This is a genomic window from Streptomyces sp. NPDC093109 (assembly GCF_040701725.1).
Classification (GTDB): Bacteria; Actinomycetota; Actinomycetes; order Streptomycetales; family Streptomycetaceae; genus Streptomyces.
Genome location: NZ_JBFBEZ010000002.1, coordinates 156,806 through 182,039, shown reverse-complemented (window position 1 = coordinate 182,039; position 25,234 = coordinate 156,806). Strand labels below are relative to the sequence as shown.

Below are 25,234 nucleotides of genomic sequence, written 5' to 3'. Positions count from 1 at the left end.
CCCCTGCCGCTCACCCGCTCACCCGCTCACCCGCCTCCAGATCGGACGAGACACCGATGGCCACGGATCACGGATCGCAGTCGCGTCCCCGGCTCCTCCCTCCCGTACTGCGCGCGCCGTTCGGGGGGCGCGCCTGGCGCGAGTTCGGCTATGTGCTGCTCAGCCTGCCGATCGGCGTGGTGCTGTTCGCGTACGCGCTCGCGATGGTCGCCGTAGGGGCCGGTCTGCTCGTCACGTTCCTCGGGGTGCCGGTGCTGGCGCTGGCGCTCGTCGGCTGCCGGGGCGCCGGGGTGCTGGAGCGGGCGCGGGCCCGGGCGCTGCTGGGGGTCGAGATCGCGGAGCCGGCGCCGGCCCGGGCCCGGGCGGAGGGACTGCTGCCGTGGATCGGCGCGGTCCTGAAGAGCGGGGTGTCCTGGCGGCATCTGGCGTACGCGGTGCTGCGCCTGCCGTGGGCGGTGGTCGCGTTCGTGGTCGGGGTGACGTTCTGGGTCACGAGCTGGGGGCTGCTCCTCTATCCGCTGTGGTACCCGCGGCGCGACGACGTGACGGGGTTCGTGCTCTTCGCGGACAGCCGGGGCCACCGGCTGTATCTGGACGGCCCGTTCGAGATCGCGGCCGTCACCGCCGTCGGGCTGGTCTCCGTACTGGCCTGCCCGTGGCTGGTCAGGGGCCTCACGGCGGTGGACCGGTGGATGGTGACCGGCCTGCTCGGGCCCTCGCGGCTGGCCGGCCGGGTCGCGGAGCTGGAGTCGGACCGGGGGGTGGTCGTGGACACGGCGGCGGCCGATCTGCGCCGGATCGAACGCGATCTGCACGACGGCGCCCAGGCCCGGCTCGTCGCGCTCGCCATGGATCTGGGGCTGGCGAAGGAGAAGCTGCTGGAGGATCCGGAGGCGGCGGCGCGCATGGTCGACGAGGCCCACGGCGAGGTGAAGGTGGCCCTCCAGGAGCTGCGCGACCTCGCCCGGGGCATCCATCCGGCCGTCCTCACCGACCGCGGACTGGACGCGGCCCTGTCGTCCGTCGCGTCCCGCTGCGCGGTCCCGGTGAAGGTCGAGGTCGAGCTGCCGGCCAGACCGGCGGCTGCCATCGAGGGCATCGCGTACTTCACCGTCTCCGAGCTGCTCCAGAACATCAGCAAGCACGCGCGGGCTACCCGGGCCTCGGTGGATGTGTGGCGGACGCGGAACCGGCTGATGCTCCAGGTCACGGACGACGGCCGGGGCGGCGCTGACCCGGCGGCGGGCAGCGGGCTGGCCGGGCTGGCGGAGCGGCTCGGCGCGGTCGACGGGGTCCTGGTCGTGGACTCCCCGCCCGGCGGGCCGACGACGGTGACGGCGGAACTGCCCTGGCGCGGCTGATCCGGCGCTGCCGGGGTACGCCGGGCCCGGTGGGCTCGTTCCGTAACCGCGAGTGGGGGCGCAGTGGTCCGAATCCTGGGATGCTGGAGGGATCAGGGGCGCGACACACTTCGGCAGTGGGGGATTCGGATCCGTGAAGGACCTGCAGGACAGAGTGCGTGTGGTCATCGCCGAGGACTCGGTACTGCTCCGGGAGGGACTGACCCGGCTGCTGACCGACCGCGGGCACGAGGTGGTCGCGGGGGTCGGCGACGGTGAGGCGCTGATCAAGACCGTCGACGGCCTGGCCGCCGCGGGCACGCCGCCGGACGTGGTGGTCGCGGACGTACGGATGCCGCCGACCCACACCGACGAGGGCGTACGGGCGGCGGTGCGGCTGCGCAAGGACCATCCCGGCATCGGGGTGCTGGTGCTGTCGCAGTACGTCGAGGAGCAGTACGCGACCGAGCTGCTGGCCGGCAGCAGCCGGGGCGTCGGGTATCTGCTGAAGGACCGGGTCGCGGAGGTCAGGGAGTTCGTGGACGCCGTGGTCCGGGTGGCCAAGGGCGGTACGGCGCTGGATCCCGAGGTGGTGGCCCAGCTGCTCGGCCGGAGCCGCAAGCAGGATGTGCTGGCCGGGCTGACACCGCGTGAGCGCGAGGTGCTGGGGCTGATGGCCGAGGGCCGGACGAACTCGGCGGTGGCCAAGCAACTGGTCGTGAGCGACGGCGCGGTCGAGAAGCACGTCAGCAATATCTTCCTGAAGCTCGGTCTCTCGCCGAGTGTGGGCGATCACCGCCGGGTGCTGGCCGTACTGACGTATCTCCGATCCTGATCCGGCGAATCCACGTGCGATTCCTCGTGCGAATCCACCAGGAATCTCACGAGGATCAGCCGGCGGATCCGTCCACCGGCCCACTACCGGCCCACCTCCGACCCACCACCGACCCGCTGTCGAATCCAACAGAAGCCCTAGACCCAAAGGCTGAGGGCACGCCAGCCCTCTTCCGCACCCACAAGGCCGGGTAAGCATGACAAATTGGTACGCCGAGACGTCGCGCAAGGCGTCCGCCGTCCGGCCGGTCAAGGAAAGGCAATCCTTACCGACGTAGGGTGGCCGGTTCTCCGGGACCGCCGGGCGACCGGCCGGTTCCGGGACCGCCGCCTCCTAAGGAGGTCAAGTTCAGTGACCAGCCAGGTCAGTAGCCCGGCCGAGCAGGCCGACGAGACCCACGGCGCGGGCGGCAACGACCGCGCTCTCGGCGAACAGCGAGCGCCTCTGCGCAGACGCGTGGGCGACAAGGAAGTCCGCCGCCTGGACCGGGTGATCATCCGTTTCGCGGGTGACTCGGGCGACGGGATGCAGCTGACGGGTGACCGGTTCACCTCGGAGACCGCGTCGTTCGGGAACGATCTGTCGACGCTGCCGAACTTCCCTGCCGAGATCCGGGCCCCCGCCGGGACCCTGCCGGGTGTCTCCTCGTTCCAGCTGCACTTCGCCGACCACGACATCCTCACCCCGGGCGACGCGCCGAACGTGCTGGTCGCGATGAATCCGGCGGCGCTCAAGGCGAACATCGGCGATGTGCCGCGCGGCGCGGACATCATCGTCAACACCGACGAGTTCACCAAGCGCCCGATGGCCAAGGTCGGCTACGCCGTCTCCCCGCTGGAGGACGGCTCGCTCGACGCCTACCAGATCCACCCGGTGCCGCTGACGACGCTGACGATCGAGGCGCTCAAGGAGTTCGGACTCCCCCGCAGGGAGGCCGAGCGCAGCAAGAACATGTTCGCGCTCGGGCTGCTGTCGTGGATGTACCACCGGCCCACGGAGGGTACGGAGCGGTTCCTGCGGGTCAAGTTCGCGAAGAAGCCGCAGATCGCCGAGGCGAACGTGGCCGCGTTCCGGGCCGGCTGGAACTTCGGCGAGACGACCGAGGACTTCGCGGTCAGCTACGAGGTGGCCCCGGCCGGCGCCGCGTTCCCGCCCGGCACGTACCGGAACATCTCCGGCAACCTCGCGCTGTCGTACGGTCTGGTCGCCGCCGGCCACCAGGCGGAGCTGCCGCTCTACCTCGGCTCGTACCCGATCACCCCGGCCTCGGACATCCTGCACGAGCTGTCCAAGCACAAGAACTTCGGTGTGCGGACCTTCCAGGCCGAGGACGAGATCGCCGCCATCGGCGCGGCGCTGGGCGCGGCCTTCGGCGGCGCGCTCGCCGTGACCACCACCTCGGGGCCCGGGGTGGCGCTCAAGTCGGAGACGATCGGGCTCGCGGTCTCGCTGGAGCTGCCGCTGCTCGTCGTCGCCATCCAGCGCGGCGGCCCGTCCACCGGCCTGCCCACCAAGACGGAGCAGGCCGATCTCCTCCAGGCGATGTACGGGCGCAACGGCGAGGCCCCGGTGCCGGTACTCGCGCCCAGGACCCCGGCCGACTGCTTCGACACCGCGCTGGACGCCGCCCGGATCGCGCTGACGTACCGTACGCCGGTCCTGCTGCTCTCCGACGGCTACCTCGCCAACGGCTCCGAGCCCTGGCGGGTCCCGGAGCCCGGCGAACTCCCGGATCTGCGGGTGCGGTTCGCCACCGGTCCGAACCATGAACTGGCCGACGGCACCGAGGTGTTCTGGCCGTACAAACGCGACCCGCTGACGCTGGCGCGCCCCTGGGCCGTGCCCGGCACGCCCGGTCTCGAACACCGGATCGGCGGCATCGAGAAGCAGGACGGCACGGGCAACATCTCCTACGACCCGGCCAACCACGACTTCATGGTCCGCACCCGGCAGGCCAAGGTCGACGGCATCGAGGTCCCCGACACCGAGGTCGACGATCCGGACGGCGCCCGCACGCTGGTGCTGGGCTGGGGCTCCACGTACGGGCCGATCACCGCGGCCGTGCGCCGGCTGCGCGCGGCGGACGTCCCGATCGCGCAGGCGCATCTGCGGCATCTCAACCCCTTCCCGCGCGATCTGGGGGAGGTGCTGAGCCGCTACGACAAGGTCGTGGTGCCGGAGATGAACCTCGGTCAGCTCGCCACAATGATCCGCGCGAAGTACCTGGTCGACGCCCATTCGTACAACCAGGTCAACGGCATGCCGTTCAAGGCCGAGCAGCTCGCCACGGCCCTCAAGGAGGCCATCGATGCCTGACACGACGAGCTCGGCGACCGGCGGCCGGGCCATCAGCAACGAGCTGCTGACGCTGGTGCCCCGGGCCGACGCCAAGCAGTCCATGAAGGACTTCAAGTCGGACCAGGAGGTCCGCTGGTGCCCCGGCTGCGGTGACTACGCGGTCCTCGCCGCCGTCCAGGGCTTCATGCCGGAGCTGGGCCTCGCCAAAGAGAACATCGTGTTCGTCTCGGGCATCGGCTGCTCCTCCCGCTTCCCGTACTACATGAATACGTACGGGATGCACTCGATCCACGGCCGCGCGCCGGCCATCGCGACCGGGCTGGCCACCTCGCGCCGCGATCTGTCGGTCTGGGTGGTCACCGGCGACGGCGACGCGCTCTCCATCGGCGGCAACCATCTGATCCACGCGCTGCGCCGGAACGTCAATCTGAAGATCCTGCTGTTCAACAACCGGATCTACGGGCTGACCAAGGGCCAGTACTCCCCCACCTCCGAGGTCGGGAAGATCACCAAGTCGACGCCGATGGGCTCGCTCGACGCTCCGTTCAACCCGGTGTCCCTGGCGATCGGCGCGGAGGCGTCGTTCGTGGCCCGCACGGTCGACTCGGACCGCAAGCACCTGACGGAGGTGCTGCGGCAGGCCGCCGAGCACCCGGGCACGGCGCTGGTGGAGATCTACCAGAACTGCAACATCTTCAACGACGGCGCCTTCGAGGTCCTCAAGGACAAGGAGAGGGCGGCGGAGGCGGTGATCCGGCTGGAGCACGGGCAGCCGATCCGCTTCGGTACGGACGGCGCGAAGGGCGTCGTACGGAACCGGGCCACCGGCGAGCTGGAGGTCGTCGCCGTCACGGCGTCGAACGAGGCGGACGTCCTGGTCCACGACGCGCACGCGGCGAGCCCGACCACCGCGTTCGCGCTCTCGCGCCTCGCCGACGCGGACACGCTGCACCACACGCCGATCGGGGTGCTGCGCAGCGTGGCGCGGCCGGTCTACGACACGCTGATGTCCGAGCAGCTGGACGCGGCGGTCGGGCGGCAGGGCAAGGGCGATCTGGCGGCCCTGCTGGCGGGCGGCGACACCTGGACGGTCGCGGGCTGAGGCGGCCGTTCCGTAACGGCGCTTCCATACGCGGCACTTCCGTACGCGGCACTTCCGTGCGCGGCGCTTCCGTACGCGGCGCTTCCGTACGCGGCGGCCCGGGTCTCCTGTTCCGTCAGGGGGTCCGGGCCGCCGCCGTGTCCGCCCCGGCCGCCACTGTGTCCGCCGCGCCCGCGCGGGCGCGCGCTCCGTCGTACGCCTCCCGTGCCCGGAAGACCTCGTCCAGCCGCCGCTCCGTCCAGCGCGCCAGCCCCCACACCTGCTCGGCGGCCTCCCGCCCCAGCTCCGTCAGCGAGTAGTCGACGCGCGGCGGGATGACGGGCTTGGCGTCGCGGTGGACGAAGCCGTCGCGCTCCAGGGTCTGGAGGGTCTGGGCGAGCATCTTCTCGCTGACCCCGCCGACCTCGCGCCGCAGCTCGCTGAAGCGGTACGAGCGCTCCAGCAGCGCGGCCAGGACGAGTACGCCCCAGCGGCTCGTGACGTGCTCCAGGACCAGCCGCGAGGGGCACATGGTCCGGTTGACGTTCGGCTTGACGTTCGGCGTATTGCTTACTGTCATACCAGTAGCTTACTTCAAGGTGGGTACTTTCACTTAGTTAGTGCAGACCATAGGGTGAGTGCATTCGAAACCGCACGAAACCGCACGGACTGGAGAACACCCCCATGAGCATCGTCGTCACCGGAGCCACCGGACACCTCGGCCGTCTCGTCGTGGAAGCCCTGCTCGCCGCCGACGTCCCGGCCGACGGCATCGCCGCCGTCGTACGGAACACGGAGAAGGCCGCCGATCTCGTGGCGCGCGGTGTCGAGCTGCGCGTCGCCGACTACAGCGCCCCCGAGACGCTGAAGGACGCCTTCCGGTCCGGCGACCGGGTCCTGCTGGTCTCCGGCAGCGAGGTCGGGCAGCGCGTGGCGCAGCACACCGCCGTCATCGAGGCCGCGAAGGCGGCGGGAGTGGCCCAGCTCGCGTACACCGGCGTCCTCGGCGGCCCGGACGCCGACTTCGACCTGGCGGCCGAGCACAAGGTCACCGAGCAGGCGATCCTCGACTCCGGCCTGCCCTACACCTTCCTGCGCAACGGCTGGTACACCGAGAACTACACCGAGAACCTCGCGCCGGTGCTGGAGCACGGCGCCGTCGTCGCCAGCGCGGGCGAGGGCAGGGTCGCCGTCGCGACCCGCGCGGACTACGCCGCCGCCGCTGCCGCCGTCCTGACCGGCGAGGGCCACCTGAACAAGGCGTACGAGCTGAGCGGCGACACGGCGTGGTCGTTCGCCGAGTACGCGGCCGAGATCGCGCGCCAGACCGGCAAGGACATCACGTACAACAACGTCCCGGCGGAGGCCCACCTCCAGATCCTGACCGGCGCCGGTCTGCCCGAGCAGTTCGCCGCGATCCTCGTGGACGTGGACGCCGCGATCGCGCGCGGGCGGCTGGCCCTCACCACCGGTGACCTGGCCCGACTGGCGGGCCGTCCGACCACGCCGCTCGCGGAGACGCTCGCGGAGGCGCTGAAGGCGTGACCGCCCGAGCCCCGGAACACCTGGACACCTGGACACCTGGACACCTGGACGCCCGAAGTACCTGAGCGCCCTCGCGTCATGACCATCTGACGATACGAACATGACATCCCGGCCCACGCGGCGCTACCTTCGTCCCGTGGGCCAGGGAGGGTCAGTGATATCGGACGGGGAACAGCGACAGCAGCGCAGCGGGCTGCTGTACGGGATCGGCGCCTACGGCATGTGGGGGCTGGTCCCGCTCTACTGGCCGCTCCTCCAGCCGGCCGGGGCGATGGAGATCCTCGCCCACCGGATGGTCTGGTCCCTGGGCGTCGTCGTGATCACGCTCCTGGTGCTGCGCCGCTGGGCGTGGATACGGGAGCTGCTCCGGCAGCCACGCAAGCTGGCGCTCATCGCGGTGGCCGCCGCCACGATCACCGTCAACTGGGGCGTCTACATCTGGGCGGTCAACACCGGCCGGGTCGTGGAGGCGTCCCTCGGGTACTTCATCAACCCGCTGGTGACCATCGCCATGGGCGTCCTGCTGCTCAAGGAGCGGCTGCGGGCGGCCCAGTGGGCGGCGGTCGGCATCGCCGTCAGCGCCGTACTGGTCCTGGCGGTCGGATACGGGCGACCGCCGTGGATCTCGCTGACGCTCGCCTTCTCGTTCGCGACGTACGGACTGGTCAAGAAGAAGATCAACCTCGGCGGTCTGGAGTCGCTGGCGGCCGAGACCGCGGTGCTCTTCCTGCCCGCGCTCGGCTATCTCGTATGGCTGAGCGCGACCGGCGCGGCCACGATCGGCTCCCAGGGCGCGGGCCATGTGGCGCTGCTCGCCAGCACGGGCCTGATCACCGCGCTGCCGCTGATCTGCTTCGGCGCGGCGGCCATCCGGGTACCGCTGTCGACGCTCGGGCTGCTCCAGTACCTGGCCCCGGTCTTCCAGTTCGTGCTGGGCATCACGTACTTCCACGAGGCGATGCCGCCGGAGCGCTGGGCCGGCTTCTCCCTGGTCTGGCTGGCACTGACGCTCCTGACCTGGGACGCGCTGCGGACGGCCCACGGCAACAAGGCACGGGCGCAGGCGCTCCGACTGACGGCCGAGGCATCGTCGCCCCCTGAGGAGCCGGCACCGGCACCCGCACCGGATCCGGCTCCTCAGGGGCTGACGCCCTCCGCGACGACCCCCCGCGAGCCCTCGGCCTGACACCCGCCGGAGCCGGCGGCCGGGCGACGGGTACGGGTGTGACGCCGCCGCAGCCCGGCGGCCATGACGAGCGCGCCCAGGATCACGCCGGCCACCGGGACCAGCAGCGCGGCCCGGTACGCCGTCAGCGCGGCGGCCGGGGAGCCGTCCGTACCCGCGACGGCCAGGCCGTACACCGCCGTCACCGCCGAGATCCCGACCGCCGAGCCGAACTGGGTCGCGGTGTGCAGCAGCCCGCCCGCCAGCCCCTGCTCCCCCGGTGCCACCCCGTCCGTGGCGGCGATGGCCAGCGGCCCGTACGCCAGCGCGAAGGCGACGCCGGTCAGGATCAGCGTCGGCAGCATCATCGCGTACGACCAGTCCGGGCCGACGGGCAGGAACAGCCCGTACGACACGATCGCGAGCAGGAATCCGCCGAGGATCACCCGGACCGTGCCGAACCGGTTCACCAGGAGCGGGGTGAGCAGCGGGGCGAGCACCGCGTCGCACCCCATGGCCACCAGCGCCAAGGCGGTCTCCAGGGACGACCAGCCGCGCAGCTCCTGGAGGTAGAGCGTGACGACGAACTGGAAACCGAAGAACGAGCCGACGAAGAGCAGCGCGCCCAGATCCGCGCGGACCATCGCCGCCCGGCGGAAGATCGCGAGACGCACCAGCGGGTCGGGCGAGCGGCGCTCGATCACCGTGAAGACGCCCAGCAGCACCAGTCCGGCGGCGAAGGCTGCGGCCGTCAGCCGGAGGCCCGAGCCGGCGTGTTCGAGCCGCAGGATCCCGTACGCCAGGAGCAGCATCGCTCCGGCCGCCGCCGCCGCGCCCGGCAGATCGAAGCCGCGCGGGCGCGGGCCACGGCGCGCGCCCGGGGCCGGTTCGGAGGCTCTGTCCCGGTTCCTGCCCCTGCCCCTGTTCCGGCTCCTGTCCCTGTCCCGGTCCCGGTCCCGGTCGCCGCGCGGCAGCAGGCGTACGGCCGCCGCCAGGATCACCGCCGACGTCAGCACCGGCGCGAAGAACACCCAGCGCCAGCCCAGTTCGGTCAGCAGCCCGCCGATGACCATCCCGAGCGAGAACCCGGCGGCGCTCGTACCGGCGAAGATCAGCAGGGCCCGGTTGCGGCGCGGCCCCTCCTCGTACGACGTGGTAATGATCGACATCGCCGCCGGTGTCATGAACGCGGCCGACACGCCCGTGATGAAGCGCGCGACGACCAGCGTCCCCCCGTCGTCAGCGAACCCGCCCAGACCGGAGAAGAGCAGAAAGACCGTGAGCGCGCCGAGGAACATCCGGCGGCGACCGAGCAGATCGGCCGCGCGGCCGCCGAGCAGGGTGAACCCGGCGTAGCCGAGGACGTACGCGCTCATCACCCAGGCCGCGGTGCCGGTCGACAGCCCCAGTTCGGCGCGGATCGACGGGATGGCCACCGCGAGCATGGCGACATCGGCACCCTCCAGGAAGACCGTCCCGCAGAGAACGAGAAGCAGTGCAGAGGGCGCGGAGGGCGCGGAGGGCGCGGAGGGCGCGGAGGGCATGCGGAAGCTCCTTGAGGAACGGCGGGAGGAACGGCGGGAGGAACGGCGGGAGGAGGGGTTGGTTACCGAAACGGTGGCCGGTTCCTTCTTGTAACCAATGGAATCCTGCGGCAGCATGACCTCCCATGGAAGTAGGCACTTCGAAGTCACCCGGTTACCGCGAAGGCACCGACTCCCCCGTCGGCCCCCCGGTCGGCCCCCCGGACGACGGTGAGGACCTCGACCCCTTCCAGTGGGACACCCGGGAGGACTGCGAGGTGCGGCAGATCCTCGACCGGGTCGCCGACAAGTGGTCCCTGCTGGTCATCGCCCTGCTGGACCGCCGTACGCTGCGCTTCACCGAGCTGCGCCGGGAGATCGACGGCATCAGCCAGCGGATGCTGACGGTCACGCTGCGGCAGTTGGAGCGCGACGGACTGGTGAAGCGGACGGTGTATCCGGTCGTGCCGCCCCGGGTGGACTACGAACTGACGCCGCTGGGCTGCACCCTGCACACCACGATCCGCGCGCTGGTCGCCTGGACCGAGGAGCACCGGTCGGAGGTCGCGGCGGCCCGCGCCGCCTACGACACGCGCATCGCGTAGGCGGGCGCGTCGGGCAGGCGGGCGCTCCGCCGCGTTACCGGGTACGGCGGGCGCGGTGGGCCCGTGTCCTGTTGCGGTTCCCGCACCGGTCCATGGCGCACCAGCGGCGGCGGCCCGGCCGGGAGGTGTCCGCGAAGAGCAGGAAGCAGTCGTGCGAGCCGCATTCGCGGATCCGGTGCGCGTACGGACCGGTGAACAGCGCGACGGCGTCGCGGGCGACGGTCGACAGCAGCCCGGTCCCGGTGGCGCCGGGCGCCCACGCGTGCGCGCCCTCCGGGGTGATCCGGGCCACCAGCGGGGGTTCGGCCGCCGCCGCGTTCAGGGTCGCGAGGTCGGCCGTGTCCGGGGTCAGGTCGTGCGCGCGGGCCAGGGTCAGCCGCAGCAGCGCGTCCCGTACGGCACGGGCCGCCCGTACCTCCGTTCCGCTCACCGACAGCTCCGGCTCAAGACCGGGCGCGAGCCGGCTCAGGGCGGCCCACTCCACCAGCGCGTCCGGGGTGCGCAGCGCCTCGTGGCGGGCGTACGGTTCCGGGCCGCCGGTGATCAGCAGCTCCAGGCAGAGCGCGCCCGCGTCGAAGCGGAAGGGGCGGCCTTCGGGCGTGCGCAGGATCAGGCCGGGCTCGTAGGGCCCGGGGCGGTCCGGCCCGGGGCCGGCCGGCAGATCCCTCGCGGACTCCATCACGCGACCACCGTAGGTGGTTGCCCTCGCGGGCACCCGTGTCCATTTCCCACTCTTGACGGCAAGTCAATCTCTCGTTGACCATTCAGCACGCTCAACCGTTTCACCCACCCCCACCCCCACCCCCCACATACGGATCCGGAGCCCCCCATGAAACTCTCCGTTCCCGCCGTCGTCGGTCTCGCGCTCGCGGGGCTGCTCGCCGCCTCCGCGCCGAGCGCGTCCGCCACCACCACCCTGGCGGCGCCCGAGATACCGCTCGCCAACGTCAAGGCGCATCTGACCCAGCTGTCGTCGATCGCGGCGGCCAACGGCGGCAATCGCGCGCACGGGCGGGCCGGCTATCTGGCGTCCGTCAACTACGTGAAGGGCAAGCTGGACGCGGCCGGATTCACCACCACCGTCCAGCAGTTCACCTCCAGCGGGTCCACCGGCTACAACCTGATAGCGGACTGGCCGGGCGGCGACAGCAACCAGGTTGTCATGTCCGGGTCGCATTTGGACTCGGTGACGGCGGGCGCCGGCATCAACGACAACGGCTCGGGCTCCGCCGCCGTCCTGGAGACCGCGCTCGCCGTCTCCCGGGCGCAGCTGAAGCCGACGAAGCACCTCAGGTTCGCCTGGTGGGGCGCCGAGGAGCTGGGGCTGGTCGGGTCCCGGTACTACGTCAACAACCTGCCGACCGCCGACCGGGCGAAGATCAGCGGCTATCTCAACTTCGACATGATCGGCTCCCCGAACCCCGGCTACTTCGTCTACGACGACGACCCGACGATCGAGCAGACCTTCAAGAACTACTACGCGGGCCTCGGCATCCCGACGGAGATCGAGACCGAGGGCGACGGCCGCTCGGACCACGCCCCGTTCAAGAACGTGGGCATCCCGGTCGGCGGCCTCTTCAGCGGCGCCGACTACATCAAGACGGCCGCGCAGGCGCAGAAGTGGGGCGGCACCTCCGGACTGGCCTTCGACCGCTGCTACCACCGCTCGTGCGACACCACGGCGAACATCGACGACACCGCCCTCGGCCGCAACAGCAACGCCGTCGCGTACGCGGTCTGGTCGCTCTCCGGCGCCAGCTGACCCGGCCCCGCCGGCCTGAGGAGCCCGCGCGGGCTCCTCAGGCCGTGATGTCCTTCGTCGTGAACCTCGCCCACGCCGCCGACCCGAACACCGCCGCGTACAGCGCCTGGAGCTCCAGGTTCTTCCCGATGTCCGCCCAGTAGAACGGGTCGCGCAGCACATCGGCGAACGACAGCCAGTAGTGCGGGAAGAGGTACGGCTGTACGGCGTGCAGCTGCGGGATCGTGTCCAGGATCTGCGCCGTGATCACCAGCCCGACCGTCGCCGCCATGGCGCCGATACCGCTGCTGGTCAGGGTGGAGACGAACAGGCCGACCGCCGCGAGCCCCGTCAGCGACGCGGCGACCAGCACCGCTATCAGCAGCGCCCGTATCAGCCCGTCCCCGAACGGGATCCGGGTCCCCGAGATGGTGGTGACCTCGCCGAGGGGGAACAGCAGCGCGCCCACGGCGAGCGCCGAGACCGCCACGGTCAGGGTCGCGACCAGGCAGAAGGCCAGCGTCGACGCGTACTTGACGAGCAGCAGCCGGGTACGCCCCGCCGGCGCCACCAGCAGATAGCGCAGCGTGCCGGCGCTCGCCTCACCGGCGAGCGCGTCGCCCGCGATCACCCCGACGGCCATCGGGAGGAAGACCGGCAGTGTCGCGGCGAGCGCGGCGAAGACCAGGAACAGCCCGTTGTTGGTGATCTGGGTGAGGAAGGCCGGGCCGTGCGCCGCGCCGCCGCCTCCGCCACCTCCGTCGCCCGTCTGGATCTTCACCGCGATACCGATGAGGACGGGTACGGCGGCGAGCACGCCCAGCAGGGCCCAGGTCCGCCGGCGCCGCAGGACCAGCCCCAGCTCGGAGCCGAGCAGGCCGAACGTCCACCACAACGGCGCGGGCCGCACCCGCGACCGTACAGACGGCTCCGTCTCAGCCCGCGACATCGAATCCCTCCCCCGTCAGCGCGACGAACGCGTCCTCCAGCGAGGCGCGCTCCAGGCCGAAGGCCCGTACCCGCACCCCCGCCCCGACCAGCGCCGCGTTCAGCTCGGCGGGATCCGTGTCCGCCGGGGGCTCGCCGGTCACCCGGTCGTCCGTGACCACCACATCCGTGACGCCCCGCTCCTTCAGCACCCGGGCGGCCCCGCCCGGATCGGGGGTGGTGACGGCCAGCCGCCGGGTCCCGGCCGCCAGCTCGGCGACCGTGCCCTGGGTGATCAGCCGGCCGCGGGTCATCACCGCGACATGCGTGCAGACCTGCTCGATCTCGTCCAGCAGGTGCGAGGAGAGGAAGACCGTCGTGCCGTCCGCCGCCAGCTCCCGCACCAGCGTCCTGATCTCGCGCATGCCCTGCGGGTCGAGCCCGTTCGTCGGCTCGTCGAGCACCAGCAGCCTGCGCGGCCTGAGCAGCGCCGCCGCCAGCCCGAGCCGCTGCTTCATGCCCAGGGAGTACGCCCTCGCCCGCTTCCCCGCGGCGGCGGTCAGCCCGACCCGGTCCAGGGCCTCGGCCACCCGGGCCCGCCGGGTGCGGGGGTCGGCCGTCGGGTCGGCCGCGTCGTACCGTACGAGATTGTCCCGGCCCGTCAGATACCCGTACAGCGCGGGCCCTTCGATCAGGGCCCCCACCTCGGGCAGTACGGCGCGCGCCGCGCGCGGCATGGGGCGGCCCAGCACGGCGGCGGAGCCCGCGGTCGGCTCGATGAGGCCCATCAGCATGCGGATGGTGGTGGTCTTGCCCGAGCCGTTGGGCCCGAGGAAGCCGAAGACGCTGCCCGCGGGCACGGTCAGGTCGAGCCGGTCGACCGCGAGATGCCCGCCGCCGTACCGCTTCGTGAGACCGCGTGTCTCGATCACGGAATCCACCACGGGATCCACGGAATCCATCAGCACCACCCCCGTCCGCTACGAGAACGGACCGGTCCCGCTCAGCGTTCCGCCCGCCGCGCGAACCTCGCGGCGGGGCGGTCGGCAGGAGTGCTACTTCGCCTGGTCCGCGGCCTTGACCAGGGCGTCCTTCGTGACGGCGCCGACGTAGACCTTTCCGTCGTCCGTCATCAGCGCGTTGACGATCCGGGTCTTGAAGACCGTGCCCGAGCCGAACTTCCCGGTGACCTTCTCACCCAGCGAGTCGATGAAGCCCTGGGCCTCCGACGGCAGATCGCCCGGCTTCGCGGACGCTCCTGGCGCCCCGGACGCCCCGGACGTTCCGGACGTTCCGGACGACAGCTCGTAGACCGTGCTCCAGCCCGCGCCGATCGTCTTCACGCTGTCGGCTCCGGCACCGGCCCCGTCGAGTCCGACGAGTCCGCCCAGCCCCTCCGGAAGCCCCCCGGAGTTCAGGTGCGTGCTGTCCGGTCCCTTGGCGCCGTCCGCCGTGCCTTCCGCGCCGTGCTCCTCCCCCTGCGTCACCTTCGCGCCCTTGGGCGGGGTGAAGTCGAAGGTGGACGCGGCGGGCTTGGCGAAGTCGACCTGGGTGAAGCCCACGTCCACGACGGCCTTGCCGCCGGCGCTCGGCGCCAGCGTGAACTTCAGCGGGGTGCCGGTCTTCGCGTCGACCGCGATCGTGACCGAGCCGACCGTCGAACCCGCCTGCTTGGGCTTGACGACCAGCCGGTACGCGTCGCGTCCGGCGATCCGGGTCGTACCGTCGACCGTCACCGAGGTCGTGTCGGCCGAGGCCTTCAGCACCTGCGCGGCGAAGTCGGCCGGTGTGGCCGTCAGGCCCCGGGACTCGGTGGCGCCCTTCCCCGCGTCCTTCGGCGCGTCCTTCGCGCCGTCCTTCGGGGCCGTCGCGTGGTACGCCTCGTTGGAGGCGCTGTCGTACGCCCACACCTCGTCGCCGTTGTGGATCAGGCTGTACTCGGCGGCGTTCTCCAGGATGGAGAGCCGCTGCTTGTCGGGGCCGTCGACCGCGACGCGCAGCGTGTGGGTGCCGGAGCCGAGCTCCATGAGCTTCTCGCTCGGGTCCGCGGACGCGCCGCCGCCCGTGACGTTCCCCGCGCCGAGCGAGCCGGCCACGCTGTCGAGACCGGACAGCGCCGGGAGCCCCAGATCCGTGGTGATCTTCACGGACCCGGAGAGCTGCTGGGTGTCGGACGCGGCGATCTTCTCGATGAGCTGCTGCGCGCTGATGTCCGCCAGATCGGGACCGCCGGTGCTCGCGGCCAGCGCGGGTACGAGCCCGATGGTCGCCGCGGCCACCCCGGCTACGGCGACAGGGAGCCCGTAACGCGCCGCCTTGCGGCGGAACACGCCCGGCTCCCGGTCCTCCTCCTCGGTGATGCGCGCACTGTCGTTCGGTGCCATGTGTGCCCTACCTCCGTGGTCGGCGGCCTTCCGTCCGTTGCACTCGTCCACCCCTCGCCGCCATTCTCACCCGAATTGGTCAGGAGTGGTGCTTACCATCTGACCAATTCGGCGCCCGGGAAGCGTCAGCCCCCGGGATCAACTTCCCGTACTGCTTTGGGATGACAAACGGATCAGCCGCCCGGGGCCACCCACTAGGGGACGTCCCGGAGCGGCCAAAAGGGGCCGGCCACGCACCGCCGACCGGGGCAACACAGCGGACCGGGCCCCTCGCGGGCCGCTGCCGGACCGTCAGCCCGCGCGCCGGACCCGTCAGCCCGCGCGGTGGACCACCGCGTCGCAGAGCTCCACCAGCGCCGACTTCGCGTACCCCTCGGGCAGCGGCGCCAGCGTCGCCCGCGCCGCCTCCGCGTACCGCACGGTGTCGCGCCGCGCCTGTTCCAGCGCCGGATGGACGCGCAGCCGCTTCAGGGCCTCCGCGAGCAGCGCGTCGTCCGCCAGATCGCCGTCCAGCAGCTCGACCAGCTCCAGGTCCTCCGCCCGGCCGTGCGCCGCCGCCTGGGCGCGCAGCAGCAGCACCGGCAGCGTCGGGATGCCCTCGCGGAGATCGGTGCCGGGGGTCTTGCCCGACTCGTGCGAGTCGCTGGCGATGTCGAGGACGTCGTCGGCGAGCTGGAAGGCGACCCCGAGCCGCTCCCCGTACTGGGTGAGGATGTCGACGACCGACTCGTCCGCGCCGGAGGTCATCGCGCCGAAGCGGCCGGAGACCGCGATCAGCGAGCCCGTCTTGCCGCCGATGACGTCCAGGTAGTGGTCGACCGGGTCGCGGCCGTCGCGCGGCCCCACCGTCTCCAGGATCTGGCCCGTCACCAGCCGCTCGAACGCCTCCGCCTGGACCCGTACGGCCTCGGGACCCAGATCGGACAGGATGTGCGAGGCGCGGGCGAACAGGAAGTCGCCCGTGAGGACGGCGACGGAGTTGTCCCAGCGGGTGTTGGCGCTGGGCACCCCCCGGCGGACATCCGCCTCGTCCATCACGTCGTCGTGGTAGAGCGTCGCGAGATGCGTCAGCTCGACGACCACGGCCGCGGGGACGACACCGGGCGCGTAAGGGTCACCAAATTGTGACGCGAGCATGACCAACAGAGGCCGGAAACGCTTGCCGCCGGCCCGCACCAGATGCTGGGCGGCCTCCGTGATGAAGGGCACGTCGCTCTTGGTCGCATCGAGCAGCCCCGCCTCCACGGCGGCCAATCCGGTCTGGACATCGGCCTCAAGAGCCTGGTCCCGCACGCTCAGCCCGAACGGCCCGACGACGGTCACGAGAGGTACTCCTGTCTGCTGACGATCACACGGATTGTCGATGTGTCGCTGTCATCACTCAAGTCAGCGTATCCGGTCCCCTTTCGATCACCATGGGCGGCTTCCCGGCTCCGCCGGTATGTTCGGGATCATCCGTACGAGCAGGAGTGATGCTTTTGTCCGGAACCACGACCGACCCCGTCGCGCCCGAGGACGAGCCGCCACCGCGTGACGATCATGCCTTCCTGGGGCATCCCCGGGGACTGCTGACCCTCTCCGGTCTGGAGGTCTGGGAGCGCTTCTCGTTCCTCGGGATGCAGGCGATCCTCGTCCTGTACTTCGTCGCCTCCCTCAAAGAGGGAGGGCTCGGCATGGAGCCCGGCACGGCCGCCTCCCTCTCGGCGGCGTACGGGACCCTCGTCTATCTGCTCTCGGTGGCCGGCGGCTGGCTGGCCGACCGCGTCCTCGGCTCGTACCGCGCGGTGCTCTGGGGCGGCATCCTCATCGCCGTCGGCCACTACGCCATGGCCGTCCCCACGGCCGCCATGACCTGGGCCGGTCTCGGGCTGATCAGCGCCGGTACGGGCCTGCTCAAGCCCAATGTCTCCGCGATGGTCGGCAAGCTCTACCGGACCGAGGACGAGCGCAGGGACGCCGGCTTCGCCCTGTACTACATGGCCATCAATATCGGCGCTTTCCTCGGCCCGCTGGTCACCGGCTGGCTCGGCGACCACGCGAGCTGGCACACGGCGTTCTCCGCCGCCGCCGTGGGCATGACCCTCGGGCTGGTCCAGTACGTGGCCGGCCGCCGCCATCTCGCCGGGCGCAAGCACGCCGCCGAGTTCGCCCTCGCGCCGGGACCGATGCGCCGGGCCGTCCGCCTGATGGCCGCCGGCGCGGCCGTGGTCGCCGTCCTCGCGGTGGCGCTGTCCCTGGCGGGGTGGCTCACCATCGGCCGCTTCGCCGACGTACTCACCGTGCTCTCGGTCGTCGCGCCGGTCGTCTACTTCGTGGTGATGTTCCGCAGCCCCCGGGTGAGCGCGGAGGAGCGCGGCAGGCTCCGCCCGTACGTCGTGCTCTTCCTGGCCTCCGTCTTCTTCAACTTCATCCTCTTCCAGGCGTATTCGACGATGATCCTGCTGGCCTCCACCAACGCCGACACCTCGATCCTCGGCTTCACCTTCCCGGCCGGCTGGTACGCCTCCGCCCTCGGCGCCTTCGAGGTGGCACTCGCGCCCGTGGTCGCGGCCGTCTGGGTCCGGATGGGCCGCAATCAGCCGCACGCCTCCAACAAGATCGCCGTCGGGGTGATCCTGGGCGGGCTGTCCTTCCTGCTCATGGTCCTGCCCACCTCGGGACACGGCGGGGCGGAGTACCGGATGGCCGCCTGGTGGATCGTCGGCTCGTATCTGCTGCTCGGCCTCGGCGACATCCTGGTGGAGACCTCCGGGCTCTCCGCCTCCACCAAGCTCGCGCCGAAGGCGTTCGCCAGCCAGACGCTCGCGCTCTGGTTCCTCTCGCTGGCCCTCGCCAACGGCATCCAGGCCCAGACGGTGAAGCTGTACGGCCAGGTCTCGCAGTCCGCGTACTTCGGCGTCAACGGCGCCGTCGCGGTCGTGGCGGGGCTGCTGGTGATCGCCGCGGCGCCCTGGCTGCGGCGCACCATGCACCCCGTCCACTGACGGTACCCCCGTCCACTGACAACGCCCCCGAACACTGACACCGAACTCGCTCCGCCCCTCCACCGCCCCGCGAGGTGACCGGCATGTCGTCGTCCCCCACCCCCACCCCTTCCATCCGTCGCGACTTCCCGTACGAGACCACCCGCGAGGACGTCCGGATCCCGCTCTCCGACGGCACCCGGCTCTACGCCCGCGTCTGGCGCCCCGTCACCGACGAGCCCGTCCCCGTCCTGCTCGAATACCTGCCGTACCGGCTCACCGACTGGACCGCGCCGCGCGACTGGCAGCGCCACCCCTGGTACGCGGGCCACGGCTACGCGTCCGTACGGGTCGATGTGCGCGGGCACGGCAACAGCGAGGGGCTGCCGGGCGACGAGTACGACGCGACCGAGCTGGCCGACGGCGTCGAGGTGATCCACTGGCTCGCCGCGCGGCCCTGGTCCAGCGGCCGGGTGGGCATGTTCGGCATCTCCTGGGGCGGCTTCAACTCGCTCCAGCTGGCCGCGCTCGCGCCCGAGCCGCTCAAGGCGATCGTCACCGTCTGCTCCACCGACGACCGGTACGACAACGACGTCCACTACATGGGCGGCTCCGTCCTCGCCGTCGACATGCACGCCTGGGCCGCGACCATGCTCGCCTTCACCGCCCGGCCGCCGGACCCGCTGTACGCCGGGGACACCTGGCGCGAGATGTGGCTCACCCGCCTCGAAGCCGTCGATCCGCTCATCCACACCTGGCTGGCCCACCAGACCCGGGACGCGTACTGGCGGCACGGCAGCGTCTGCGAGGACTACGGCGCGATCCAGGCGGCCGTGCTGGCGGTCGGCGGCTGGCACGACCCGTACCGCGACACCGTGCTGCGGCTGGTCGAGCGGCTGGATCCGGGGCGGGTACGGGGGCTGATCGGGCCCTGGTCGCACCAGTACCCGGACCGGGGGCTGCCGCCGGGCCCCGCGATCGGCTTCCTCCAGGAGACGCTGCGCTGGTGGGACCAGCACCTCAGGGGCGTCGACACGGGGATCATGGACGAGCCGCCGCTGCGCTCCTGGATCAGCGCCTCGCACCCGCCCAAAACCAGCTACCCGGAGCTGCCGGGCCGGTGGGTGGGCGACCCCGGGTGGCCCTCGCCGAACGTCGCGACCGTGCCGTACGCCTTCCGCGGTGAGCCGGTGACCGTCGACTCCCCGCACCACACCGGGCTGGACGCGGGCCGCTTCTTCCCGTTCGGCAACGACGCGGATCTCCCGCCGGACCAGCGGGAGGAGGACGCGAAGTCGGCGTGCTTCGACTTCGAGGTCGACGACGGACCCGCACCGGCCGGCACCGCACCGGCCGGCGGCGCCATCGAGATCCTCGGCCGCCCCCGGGTCAGGCTGCGGCTGCGCATGGACGTCCCCACCGGGCAGGTCGTCGCCCGGCTCTGCGACGTCGCGCCCGACGGCTCCTCCACCCTCGTCACCCGCGGCGTCCTCAACCTGTCGGCCAGGAAGGGCCGGGACCGGATCGAGCCCTGGCCCGAGGGCGCCACCGAGGACGTCATCTTCGAGCTGAACGGCATCGGCCACACCTTCCCGGCCGGCCACCGCGTCCGGCTCGCCGTCTCCTCCGCGTACTGGCCCTGGATCTGGCCACAAGCCGGGTCGGCGGGCTTCACCCTCCACCCGGTCGGCAGCTCCCTCGAACTCCCCGTCCGCCAACCGGAGGCACAGCCGCGCCCGGTCGTCTTCGGACCGCCGGAGCAGTCGGAGCCGCTGGGCGTGGTGTTCCCCGCGACGCTGGACGAGGAGCGCCCCGAGCGGCTGGTGGTACGGGACGTGGCCAAGGGGCTCTGGCGGCTGGAGGTGGACCCGCGCTACGGCGGCTCCCGCGTCTATCCGGACGGTCTCGAATTCACCGAGGACGCCCTGGAGACGTACACCATCCAGGAGGACGACCCGCTGTCGGCGCGCACCCGCTCGGACTGGACGATCCGGCTGCACCGGCCCGAACTCGGCTGGGACGCCCGGGTCAGGACCCGCTCGGAGATCAGCTGCGACGCGACCGGCTTCCTCACGGCCAATGAGGTGATCTGCCAGGTCGGCGACGAGGTGGTCTTCCACCGGACCTGGGAGAAACGGATCCCCCGTACGGCGGGCTGACCTGCCGTCCGACGGAACGACCGCCGCGGCGGCCACCGGAACCCCGGACGGAACAGGAGGCCCAATGCGGGCTTTTCACCACTGCCGCCAGTGGGCAACACCGACGTAACGTGTCCTGCATCGATCCGGAAAGCGAGGCAGTACCCCATGCCCGAGCAGAGCCCGCTCGAACCGGCCGAGGGCGACCCCTTCGGCCCGCACAACCTGCCGTACGGAGTCTTCTCCCCCGCGGCCGAGCCCGACCGCCGCCGGGTCGGGGTCCGCATCGGCGACCATGTGCTCGACGCCGGAGCCGCGGCGCGGGCGCTGGGCTCCCCGTACGCGGCGCTGCTCGACCGGCCGAGCCTCAACCCCCTGATGAGCGCGGGCCGTACGGCCTGGCGCGATGTACGGCGCGCGCTGACCGCCTGGGTGACGGTGCCGGCGCACCGCCCCGACATAGAGCCTCTGCTCCACCCGCTCGACGCGGTCACGCTGCATCTGCCGTACGAGGTCGCGGACTATGTCGACTTCTACGCGAGCGAGCACCACGCCACCAACGTCGGCCGGATCTTCCGCCCGGACGGCGAGGCGCTGACTCCCAACTGGAAGCATCTGCCGATCGGTTACCACGGCCGGGCCGGCACGGTCGTCGTGTCGGGTACGGAGGTGACGCGCCCGTCAGGGCAGCGCAAGGGGCCCGCCGATCCGGCGCCGGTCTTCGGGCCGTCCACCAAGCTGGACATCGAGGCGGAGGTGGCCTTCGTCGTCGGTACGCCGTCCGCGCGCGGCCAGGTGGAGCTGGCCTCGTTCCGCGACCACGTCTTCGGGCTGTCCCTGCTCAACGACTGGTCGGCGCGGGACATCCAGGCGTGGGAGTACGTGCCGCTCGGCCCGTTCCTGGGGAAGTCCTTCGCCACGTCCGTCTCCGCCTGGGTGACCCCGCTGGAGGCCCTGGACGCGGCCCGGGTGGCTCCTCCGGCCCGTTCCACCGGGCTTCTCCCCTATCTGGACGACGCGGACGAGGAGGAGCCCGGCGGCTTCGATCTGCGGATCTCCGTCGCGCTGAACGGCGAGGTGATCTCCGAGCCGCCCTTCTCCACCATGTACTGGACGGCGGCCCAGCAGTTGACGCACATGACGGTCAACGGCGCTTCGCTCCGTACGGGCGATGTCTTCGCCTCCGGCACGGTCAGCGGCGCGGCGCGCGAGCAGCGCGGCTGTCTTCTCGAACTGACGTGGAACGGTACGGAGCCCCTGGAACTCGGCGCCGGGAAACGCACGTTCCTGGAGGACGGCGACGTGGTCACGATCACGGCATGGGCCCCGGGCCCGGACGGCACCCGGGTCGGCCTGGGCGAGGTGACGGGCCGGGTCCTGCCCGGCTGAACCGCACCCCGGACGCGTCGGCGCGCGGCCCGGCACCCCCGAGGTGCCGGGCCGCGCGCACGACAGAACGCGACTACCGGACGAAGACCCCCGCCTGGCCCGCCAGGTCCAGGAAGTACTGGGGTGCGACGCCCAGGACCAGGGTGACGAGGACGCCGACGGCGATCGCCGTCATGGTGAGCGGTGAGGGCACCGCGACCGTGGGGCCCTCGGGCTTCGGCTCGCTGAAGAACATCAGCACGATGACGCGGATGTAGAAGAACGCGGCGATCGCCGAGGCGATCACACCGACCACCACCAGCGCGCCCGCACCGCTCTGCGCCGCCGCCTTGAAGACGGCGAACTTGCCCGAGAAGCCCGAGGTCAGCGGGATGCCCGCGAAGGCGAGCAGATAGATGGCGAAGACCGCCGCCACCAGGGGCGAACGCCGCCCGAGCCCCGCCCACTTGGACAGGTGGGTCGCCTCGCCGCCCGCGTCGCGGACCAGGGTGACCACCGCGAACGCGCCGATGGTGACGAACGAGTACGCGGCCAGGTAGAAGAGGACGGACGAGATCCCCTCGGCGGTCCCGGCGATCACGCCGGCCAGGATGAAGCCGGCGTGGGCGATCGAGGAGTACGCCAGGAGCCGCTTGATGTCGGTCTGGGTGATGGCGACGATCGCGCCGCCGAGCATGGTGGCGATGACGACGCCCCACATCACCGGCCGCCAGTCCCAGCGCAGCCCCGGCAGGACGACGTACAGCAGCCGCAGCAGCGCGCCGAAGGCGGCGACCTTGGTCGCGGCGGCCATGAAGCCCGTGACGGGGGTGGGCGCGCCCTGGTAGACGTCCGGCGTCCACATGTGGAACGGCACCGCGCCGACCTTGAAGAGCAGCCCCATGAGGATCATCGCGCCGCCGATCAGCAGCAGCGCGTCGTTCCCCATGGTGTCGGCGAGGGCCGGGTCGACGTTCTGGACGGTGCCGTCGACGACCTCGGCGATCCGCGCGTACGACACGGAGCCCGCGAACCCGTACATCAGGGCGATCCCGAAGAGCAGGAACGCCGACGAGAAGGAGCCCAGCAGGAAGTACTTGACCGCCGCCTCCTGCGACATGAGCCGCTTGCGGCGGGCCAGGGCGCAGAGCAAGTAGAGCGGGAGGGAGAAGACCTCCAGCGCGATGAAGAGCGTCAGCAGGTCGTTGGCCGCCGGGAACACCAGCATGCCCGCGACCGCGAACAGCGCCAGCGGGAAGACCTCGGTGGTGGTGAAGCCCGCCTTGACCGCGGCCTTCTCGCTGTCGCTGCCGGGGACGGACGCGGCCTGCGCGGCGAAGGAGTCGACGCGCCTGCCGTGGCTCTCCGGGTCGAGCTTGCGCTCGGCGAAGGTGAAGACGGCGACGACGGACGCCAGCAGGATGGTGCCCTGGAGGAAGAGCGCCGGGCCGTCGACGGCGATGGCGCCCATGGCCGCGAGCCGCGCCTTGGTCGTGCCGTACCCGTCGGCCGCGAGGGCGACCACCGCCGCGAAGGACGCGGCCAGGGCGACCAGGGAGAGGAAGAGCTGTGCGTGGTAGCGCCCCTTGCGGGGGACGAACGCCTCGATCAGGATGCCCAGGACCGCGGCGCCCAGCACGATGAGCACCGGTGACAGCTGCGCGTACTCGATTTTCGGGGCCGGGATCTTGACGATCGCGTCGGCCGCCGAAGTTGTCCACAGGCTGTGGACGGCAGTCGCACTCATGGAGCGGCCTCCACCTCGGGCTTGGGGTCGGTCTTCTGTACGTCGGAGAGCGTGTGCTCCACCGCCGGGTTGACGATCTCGGTCAGCGGCTTGGGATAGACGCCCAGGAAGAGGAGCAGCGCGATCAGCGGGGTGACGACCACCAGCTCCCGTACGCGCAGGTCCGGCATGGTCCTGACCGCGTCCTTCACCGGGCCCGTCATCGTGCGCTGGTAGAGGACGAGGACGTAGAGCGCGGCGAGCACGATGCCGAGGGTGGCGATGATGCCGACCACCGGATAGCGGCTGAACGTCCCGACCAGGACCAGGAATTCACTGACGAACGGGGAGAGCCCCGGCAGCGACAGGGTGGCGAGGCCGCCGATCAGGAAGGTGCCGGCGAGGACGGGCGCGACCTTCTGGACGCCGCCGTAGTCCGCGATGAGGCGCGAGCCGCGCCGCGAGATCAGGAACCCGGCGACCAGCATCAGGGCGGCGGTGGAGATCCCGTGGTTGACCATGTAGAGCGTGGCGCCCGACTGGCCCTGGCTGGTCATCGCGAAGATGCCCATGATGATGAAGCCGAAGTGCGAGATCGACGCGTACGCGATCAGCCGCTTGATGTCGCGCTGGCCGACGGCGAGCAGCGCCCCGTAGATGATGCTGATCAGCGCCAGCACCAGGATCGCGGGGGTGGCCCACGCGGACGCCTCGGGGAAGAGCTGGAGGCAGAAGCGGAGCATCGCGAAGGTGCCGACCTTGTCGACGACGGCGGTGATCAGTACGGCGACGGGCGCGGTGGCCTCGCCCATGGCGTTGGGCAGCCAGGTGTGCAGCGGCCAGAGCGGCGCCTTCACGGCGAACGCGAAGAAGAAGCCGAGGAAGAGCCAGCGCTCGGTGCCGGTCGCCATGGACAGCGTGCCGTCGGCCCGGGCGGCGGCGATCTCGGAGAGCGAGAAGCTGCCCGCGACGACATAGAGCCCGATGACTGCGGCCAGCATGATCAGGCCGCCGACCAGGTTGTAGAGGAGGAACTTGACGGCCGCGTACGAGCGTTGGGTGGCCGCCGCCTCGTCGCCGCCGGCATGGGCGCGGTCGCCGAAGCCGCCGATGAGGAAGTACATCGGGATGAGCATGGCTTCGAAGAGGATGTAGAAGAGGAAGACGTCGGTGGCCTCGAAGGAGAGGATCACCATCGCCTCGACCATCAGGATCAGCGCGAAGAAGCCCTGGGTCGGCCGCCAGCGGCGGTTGGGCCGCGCGTCCTCCAGCGGGTCGGCGTCGTGCCAGCCGGCCAGGATCACGAACGGGATCAGCAGGGCGGTCAGCGCGAGCAGCGCCACCCCGATGCCGTCCACGCCCAGTTCGTACCGGACGCCGAAGTCCGCGATCCAGGCGTGCGATTCTGTGAGCTGGTAGCGGGCGCCGCCGGGTTCGAAGCGGACCAGGACGAGCGCGGCCAGCGCGAGGGTGGCGAGCGAGAAGAGCAGCGCCAGCCACTTGGCGGCGGTGCGCCGGGCGGCCGGCACTGCGGCCGTGGCGATCGCGCCGACCGCCGGGAGAACCGCCGTCGCCGTCAGGAGAGGGAACGACAT

Annotated in this window: 20 protein-coding genes; 11 read left to right on the top strand and 9 right to left on the bottom strand. The window is 71.5% G+C overall.

What is annotated here, in order from left to right:
* Positions 1 to 56: 56 nt before the first annotated feature.
* The 4 genes from AB0389_RS03145 to AB0389_RS03130 all read left to right on the top strand — a co-directional run bounded on the left by AB0389_RS03145 (position 57) and on the right by AB0389_RS03130 (position 5,575).
* Positions 57 to 1,361 (top strand): sensor domain-containing protein, encoded by a 1,305-nt coding sequence (locus tag AB0389_RS03145; protein ID WP_366393580.1) that lies wholly within the window; start codon positions 57 to 59, stop codon positions 1,359 to 1,361.
* Between the two features lie 154 nt (positions 1,362 to 1,515).
* A complete protein-coding gene (locus AB0389_RS03140; RefSeq protein ID WP_366393762.1) occupies positions 1,516 to 2,175 on the top strand; it encodes a response regulator transcription factor in 660 nt (219 codons plus the stop codon).
* Between the two features lie 351 nt (positions 2,176 to 2,526).
* On the top strand, positions 2,527 to 4,491 hold the full coding sequence (locus AB0389_RS03135) for a 2-oxoacid:acceptor oxidoreductase subunit alpha (RefSeq protein ID WP_366393579.1): 1,965 nt from the start codon (positions 2,527 to 2,529) through the stop codon (positions 4,489 to 4,491).
* Positions 4,484 to 5,575, top strand: coding sequence for a 2-oxoacid:ferredoxin oxidoreductase subunit beta (locus AB0389_RS03130; RefSeq protein ID WP_366393578.1), 1,092 nt, complete (start codon positions 4,484 to 4,486; stop codon positions 5,573 to 5,575). Before AB0389_RS03135 ends, AB0389_RS03130 begins: the two co-directional genes overlap by 8 nt.
* A 115-nt stretch (positions 5,576 to 5,690) precedes the next feature.
* On the opposite strand, the gene AB0389_RS03125 is transcribed toward AB0389_RS03130, so the two are convergent.
* Positions 5,691 to 6,134 carry a helix-turn-helix domain-containing protein gene (locus tag AB0389_RS03125; protein ID WP_366393577.1) on the bottom strand — a complete coding sequence of 148 codons (444 nt, stop codon included), beginning with the start codon at positions 6,132 to 6,134 and terminating at the stop codon, positions 5,691 to 5,693.
* 104 nt (positions 6,135 to 6,238) lie between these two features.
* Between AB0389_RS03125 and AB0389_RS03120 the strand changes: the two genes are divergently transcribed.
* The gene (locus AB0389_RS03120; protein WP_366393576.1) at positions 6,239 to 7,099 is read left to right on the top strand and encodes an SDR family oxidoreductase; all 861 of its coding nucleotides are present in this window, start codon (positions 6,239 to 6,241) and stop codon (positions 7,097 to 7,099) included.
* A gap of 154 nt (positions 7,100 to 7,253) precedes the next feature.
* The gene (gene rarD / locus AB0389_RS03115) at positions 7,254 to 8,285 is read left to right on the top strand and encodes an EamA family transporter RarD (protein WP_366393575.1); all 1,032 of its coding nucleotides are present in this window, start codon (positions 7,254 to 7,256) and stop codon (positions 8,283 to 8,285) included.
* On the opposite strand, the gene AB0389_RS03110 is transcribed toward rarD, so the two are convergent.
* Positions 8,237 to 9,808: an MFS transporter gene (locus tag AB0389_RS03110; protein WP_366393574.1), complete on the bottom strand. Its 1,572-nt coding sequence runs from the start codon at positions 9,806 to 9,808 to the stop codon at positions 8,237 to 8,239. The two genes, rarD and AB0389_RS03110, sit on opposite strands and share 49 nt — an antisense overlap.
* Before the next feature lie 125 nt (positions 9,809 to 9,933).
* Between AB0389_RS03110 and AB0389_RS03105 the strand changes: the two genes are divergently transcribed.
* The gene (locus AB0389_RS03105) at positions 9,934 to 10,392 is read left to right on the top strand and encodes a helix-turn-helix domain-containing protein (RefSeq protein WP_366393573.1); all 459 of its coding nucleotides are present in this window, start codon (positions 9,934 to 9,936) and stop codon (positions 10,390 to 10,392) included.
* 34 nt (positions 10,393 to 10,426) lie between these two features.
* On the opposite strand, the gene AB0389_RS03100 is transcribed toward AB0389_RS03105, so the two are convergent.
* Positions 10,427 to 11,071: a CGNR zinc finger domain-containing protein gene (locus AB0389_RS03100; RefSeq protein WP_366393761.1), complete on the bottom strand. Its 645-nt coding sequence runs from the start codon at positions 11,069 to 11,071 to the stop codon at positions 10,427 to 10,429.
* Between the two features lie 150 nt (positions 11,072 to 11,221).
* Between AB0389_RS03100 and AB0389_RS03095 the strand changes: the two genes are divergently transcribed.
* The gene (locus AB0389_RS03095; RefSeq protein ID WP_366393572.1) at positions 11,222 to 12,154 is read left to right on the top strand and encodes a M28 family metallopeptidase; all 933 of its coding nucleotides are present in this window, start codon (positions 11,222 to 11,224) and stop codon (positions 12,152 to 12,154) included.
* Positions 12,155 to 12,191: 37 nt separating this feature from the next.
* Here the strand turns inward: AB0389_RS03095 and AB0389_RS03090 are convergent, their stop codons facing one another.
* The 4 genes from AB0389_RS03090 to AB0389_RS03075 all read right to left on the bottom strand — a co-directional run bounded on the left by AB0389_RS03090 (position 12,192) and on the right by AB0389_RS03075 (position 16,767).
* Positions 12,192 to 13,082, bottom strand: coding sequence for an ABC transporter permease (locus AB0389_RS03090; protein ID WP_366393571.1), 891 nt, complete (start codon positions 13,080 to 13,082; stop codon positions 12,192 to 12,194).
* Positions 13,069 to 14,022, bottom strand: a complete 954-nt coding sequence (locus tag AB0389_RS03085) for an ABC transporter ATP-binding protein (RefSeq protein ID WP_366393570.1) — start codon at positions 14,020 to 14,022, stop codon at positions 13,069 to 13,071. The genes AB0389_RS03090 and AB0389_RS03085 overlap by 14 nt, the downstream gene beginning before the upstream one ends.
* Before the next feature lie 93 nt (positions 14,023 to 14,115).
* Positions 14,116 to 15,444: a DUF2092 domain-containing protein gene (locus tag AB0389_RS03080; protein ID WP_366393569.1), complete on the bottom strand. Its 1,329-nt coding sequence runs from the start codon at positions 15,442 to 15,444 to the stop codon at positions 14,116 to 14,118.
* Positions 15,445 to 15,756: 312 nt separating this feature from the next.
* The gene (locus AB0389_RS03075; RefSeq protein WP_366393568.1) at positions 15,757 to 16,767 is read right to left on the bottom strand and encodes a polyprenyl synthetase family protein; all 1,011 of its coding nucleotides are present in this window, start codon (positions 16,765 to 16,767) and stop codon (positions 15,757 to 15,759) included.
* 149 nt (positions 16,768 to 16,916) lie between these two features.
* On the opposite strand from AB0389_RS03075, the gene AB0389_RS03070 reads away from it, so the two are divergent.
* From AB0389_RS03070 to fahA, 3 genes are all read left to right on the top strand, one after another.
* Complete coding sequence (locus tag AB0389_RS03070) at positions 16,917 to 18,428, top strand: peptide MFS transporter (protein WP_366393567.1); 1,512 nt, start codon at positions 16,917 to 16,919, stop codon at positions 18,426 to 18,428.
* Positions 18,429 to 18,511: 83 nt separating this feature from the next.
* Entirely contained in the window at positions 18,512 to 20,566 is a 2,055-nt protein-coding gene (locus AB0389_RS03065) for a CocE/NonD family hydrolase (protein ID WP_366393566.1), read from the top strand.
* Between the two features lie 147 nt (positions 20,567 to 20,713).
* Positions 20,714 to 21,934, top strand: a complete 1,221-nt coding sequence (gene fahA, locus AB0389_RS03060) for a fumarylacetoacetase (protein ID WP_366393565.1) — start codon at positions 20,714 to 20,716, stop codon at positions 21,932 to 21,934.
* 73 nt (positions 21,935 to 22,007) lie between these two features.
* Here the strand turns inward: fahA and nuoN are convergent, their stop codons facing one another.
* Together nuoN and AB0389_RS03050 are read right to left on the bottom strand one after the other, a co-directional pair.
* Positions 22,008 to 23,660 carry an NADH-quinone oxidoreductase subunit NuoN gene (nuoN, locus tag AB0389_RS03055; protein WP_366393564.1) on the bottom strand — a complete coding sequence of 551 codons (1,653 nt, stop codon included), beginning with the start codon at positions 23,658 to 23,660 and terminating at the stop codon, positions 22,008 to 22,010.
* Complete coding sequence (locus AB0389_RS03050; protein WP_366393563.1) at positions 23,657 to 25,234, bottom strand: NADH-quinone oxidoreductase subunit M; 1,578 nt, start codon at positions 25,232 to 25,234, stop codon at positions 23,657 to 23,659. The genes nuoN and AB0389_RS03050 overlap by 4 nt, the downstream gene beginning before the upstream one ends.

Coding starts and splice junctions, on each gene's coding strand:
- AB0389_RS03145 (WP_366393580.1), top strand. CDS start 57: ATGGCCACGGATCACGGATCGCAGTCGCGTCCCCGGCTCCTCCCTCCC.
- AB0389_RS03130 (WP_366393578.1), top strand. CDS start 4,484: ATGCCTGACACGACGAGCTCGGCGACCGGCGGCCGGGCCATCAGCAAC.
- AB0389_RS03125 (WP_366393577.1), bottom strand. CDS start 6,134: ATGACAGTAAGCAATACGCCGAACGTCAAGCCGAACGTCAACCGGACC.
- AB0389_RS03120 (WP_366393576.1), top strand. CDS start 6,239: ATGAGCATCGTCGTCACCGGAGCCACCGGACACCTCGGCCGTCTCGTC.
- AB0389_RS03110 (WP_366393574.1), bottom strand. CDS start 9,808: ATGCCCTCCGCGCCCTCCGCGCCCTCCGCGCCCTCCGCGCCCTCTGCA.
- AB0389_RS03105 (WP_366393573.1), top strand. CDS start 9,934: ATGGAAGTAGGCACTTCGAAGTCACCCGGTTACCGCGAAGGCACCGAC.
- AB0389_RS03100 (WP_366393761.1), bottom strand. CDS start 11,071: ATGGAGTCCGCGAGGGATCTGCCGGCCGGCCCCGGGCCGGACCGCCCC.
- AB0389_RS03095 (WP_366393572.1), top strand. CDS start 11,222: ATGAAACTCTCCGTTCCCGCCGTCGTCGGTCTCGCGCTCGCGGGGCTG.
- AB0389_RS03090 (WP_366393571.1), bottom strand. CDS start 13,082: ATGTCGCGGGCTGAGACGGAGCCGTCTGTACGGTCGCGGGTGCGGCCC.
- AB0389_RS03085 (WP_366393570.1), bottom strand. CDS start 14,022: ATGGATTCCGTGGATCCCGTGGTGGATTCCGTGATCGAGACACGCGGT.
- AB0389_RS03080 (WP_366393569.1), bottom strand. CDS start 15,444: ATGGCACCGAACGACAGTGCGCGCATCACCGAGGAGGAGGACCGGGAG.
- AB0389_RS03070 (WP_366393567.1), top strand. CDS start 16,917: ATGCTTTTGTCCGGAACCACGACCGACCCCGTCGCGCCCGAGGACGAG.
- AB0389_RS03065 (WP_366393566.1), top strand. CDS start 18,512: ATGTCGTCGTCCCCCACCCCCACCCCTTCCATCCGTCGCGACTTCCCG.
- fahA (WP_366393565.1), top strand. CDS start 20,714: ATGCCCGAGCAGAGCCCGCTCGAACCGGCCGAGGGCGACCCCTTCGGC.
- nuoN (WP_366393564.1), bottom strand. CDS start 23,660: ATGAGTGCGACTGCCGTCCACAGCCTGTGGACAACTTCGGCGGCCGAC.
- AB0389_RS03050 (WP_366393563.1), bottom strand. CDS start 25,234: ATGTCGTTCCCTCTCCTGACGGCGACGGCGGTTCTCCCGGCGGTCGGC.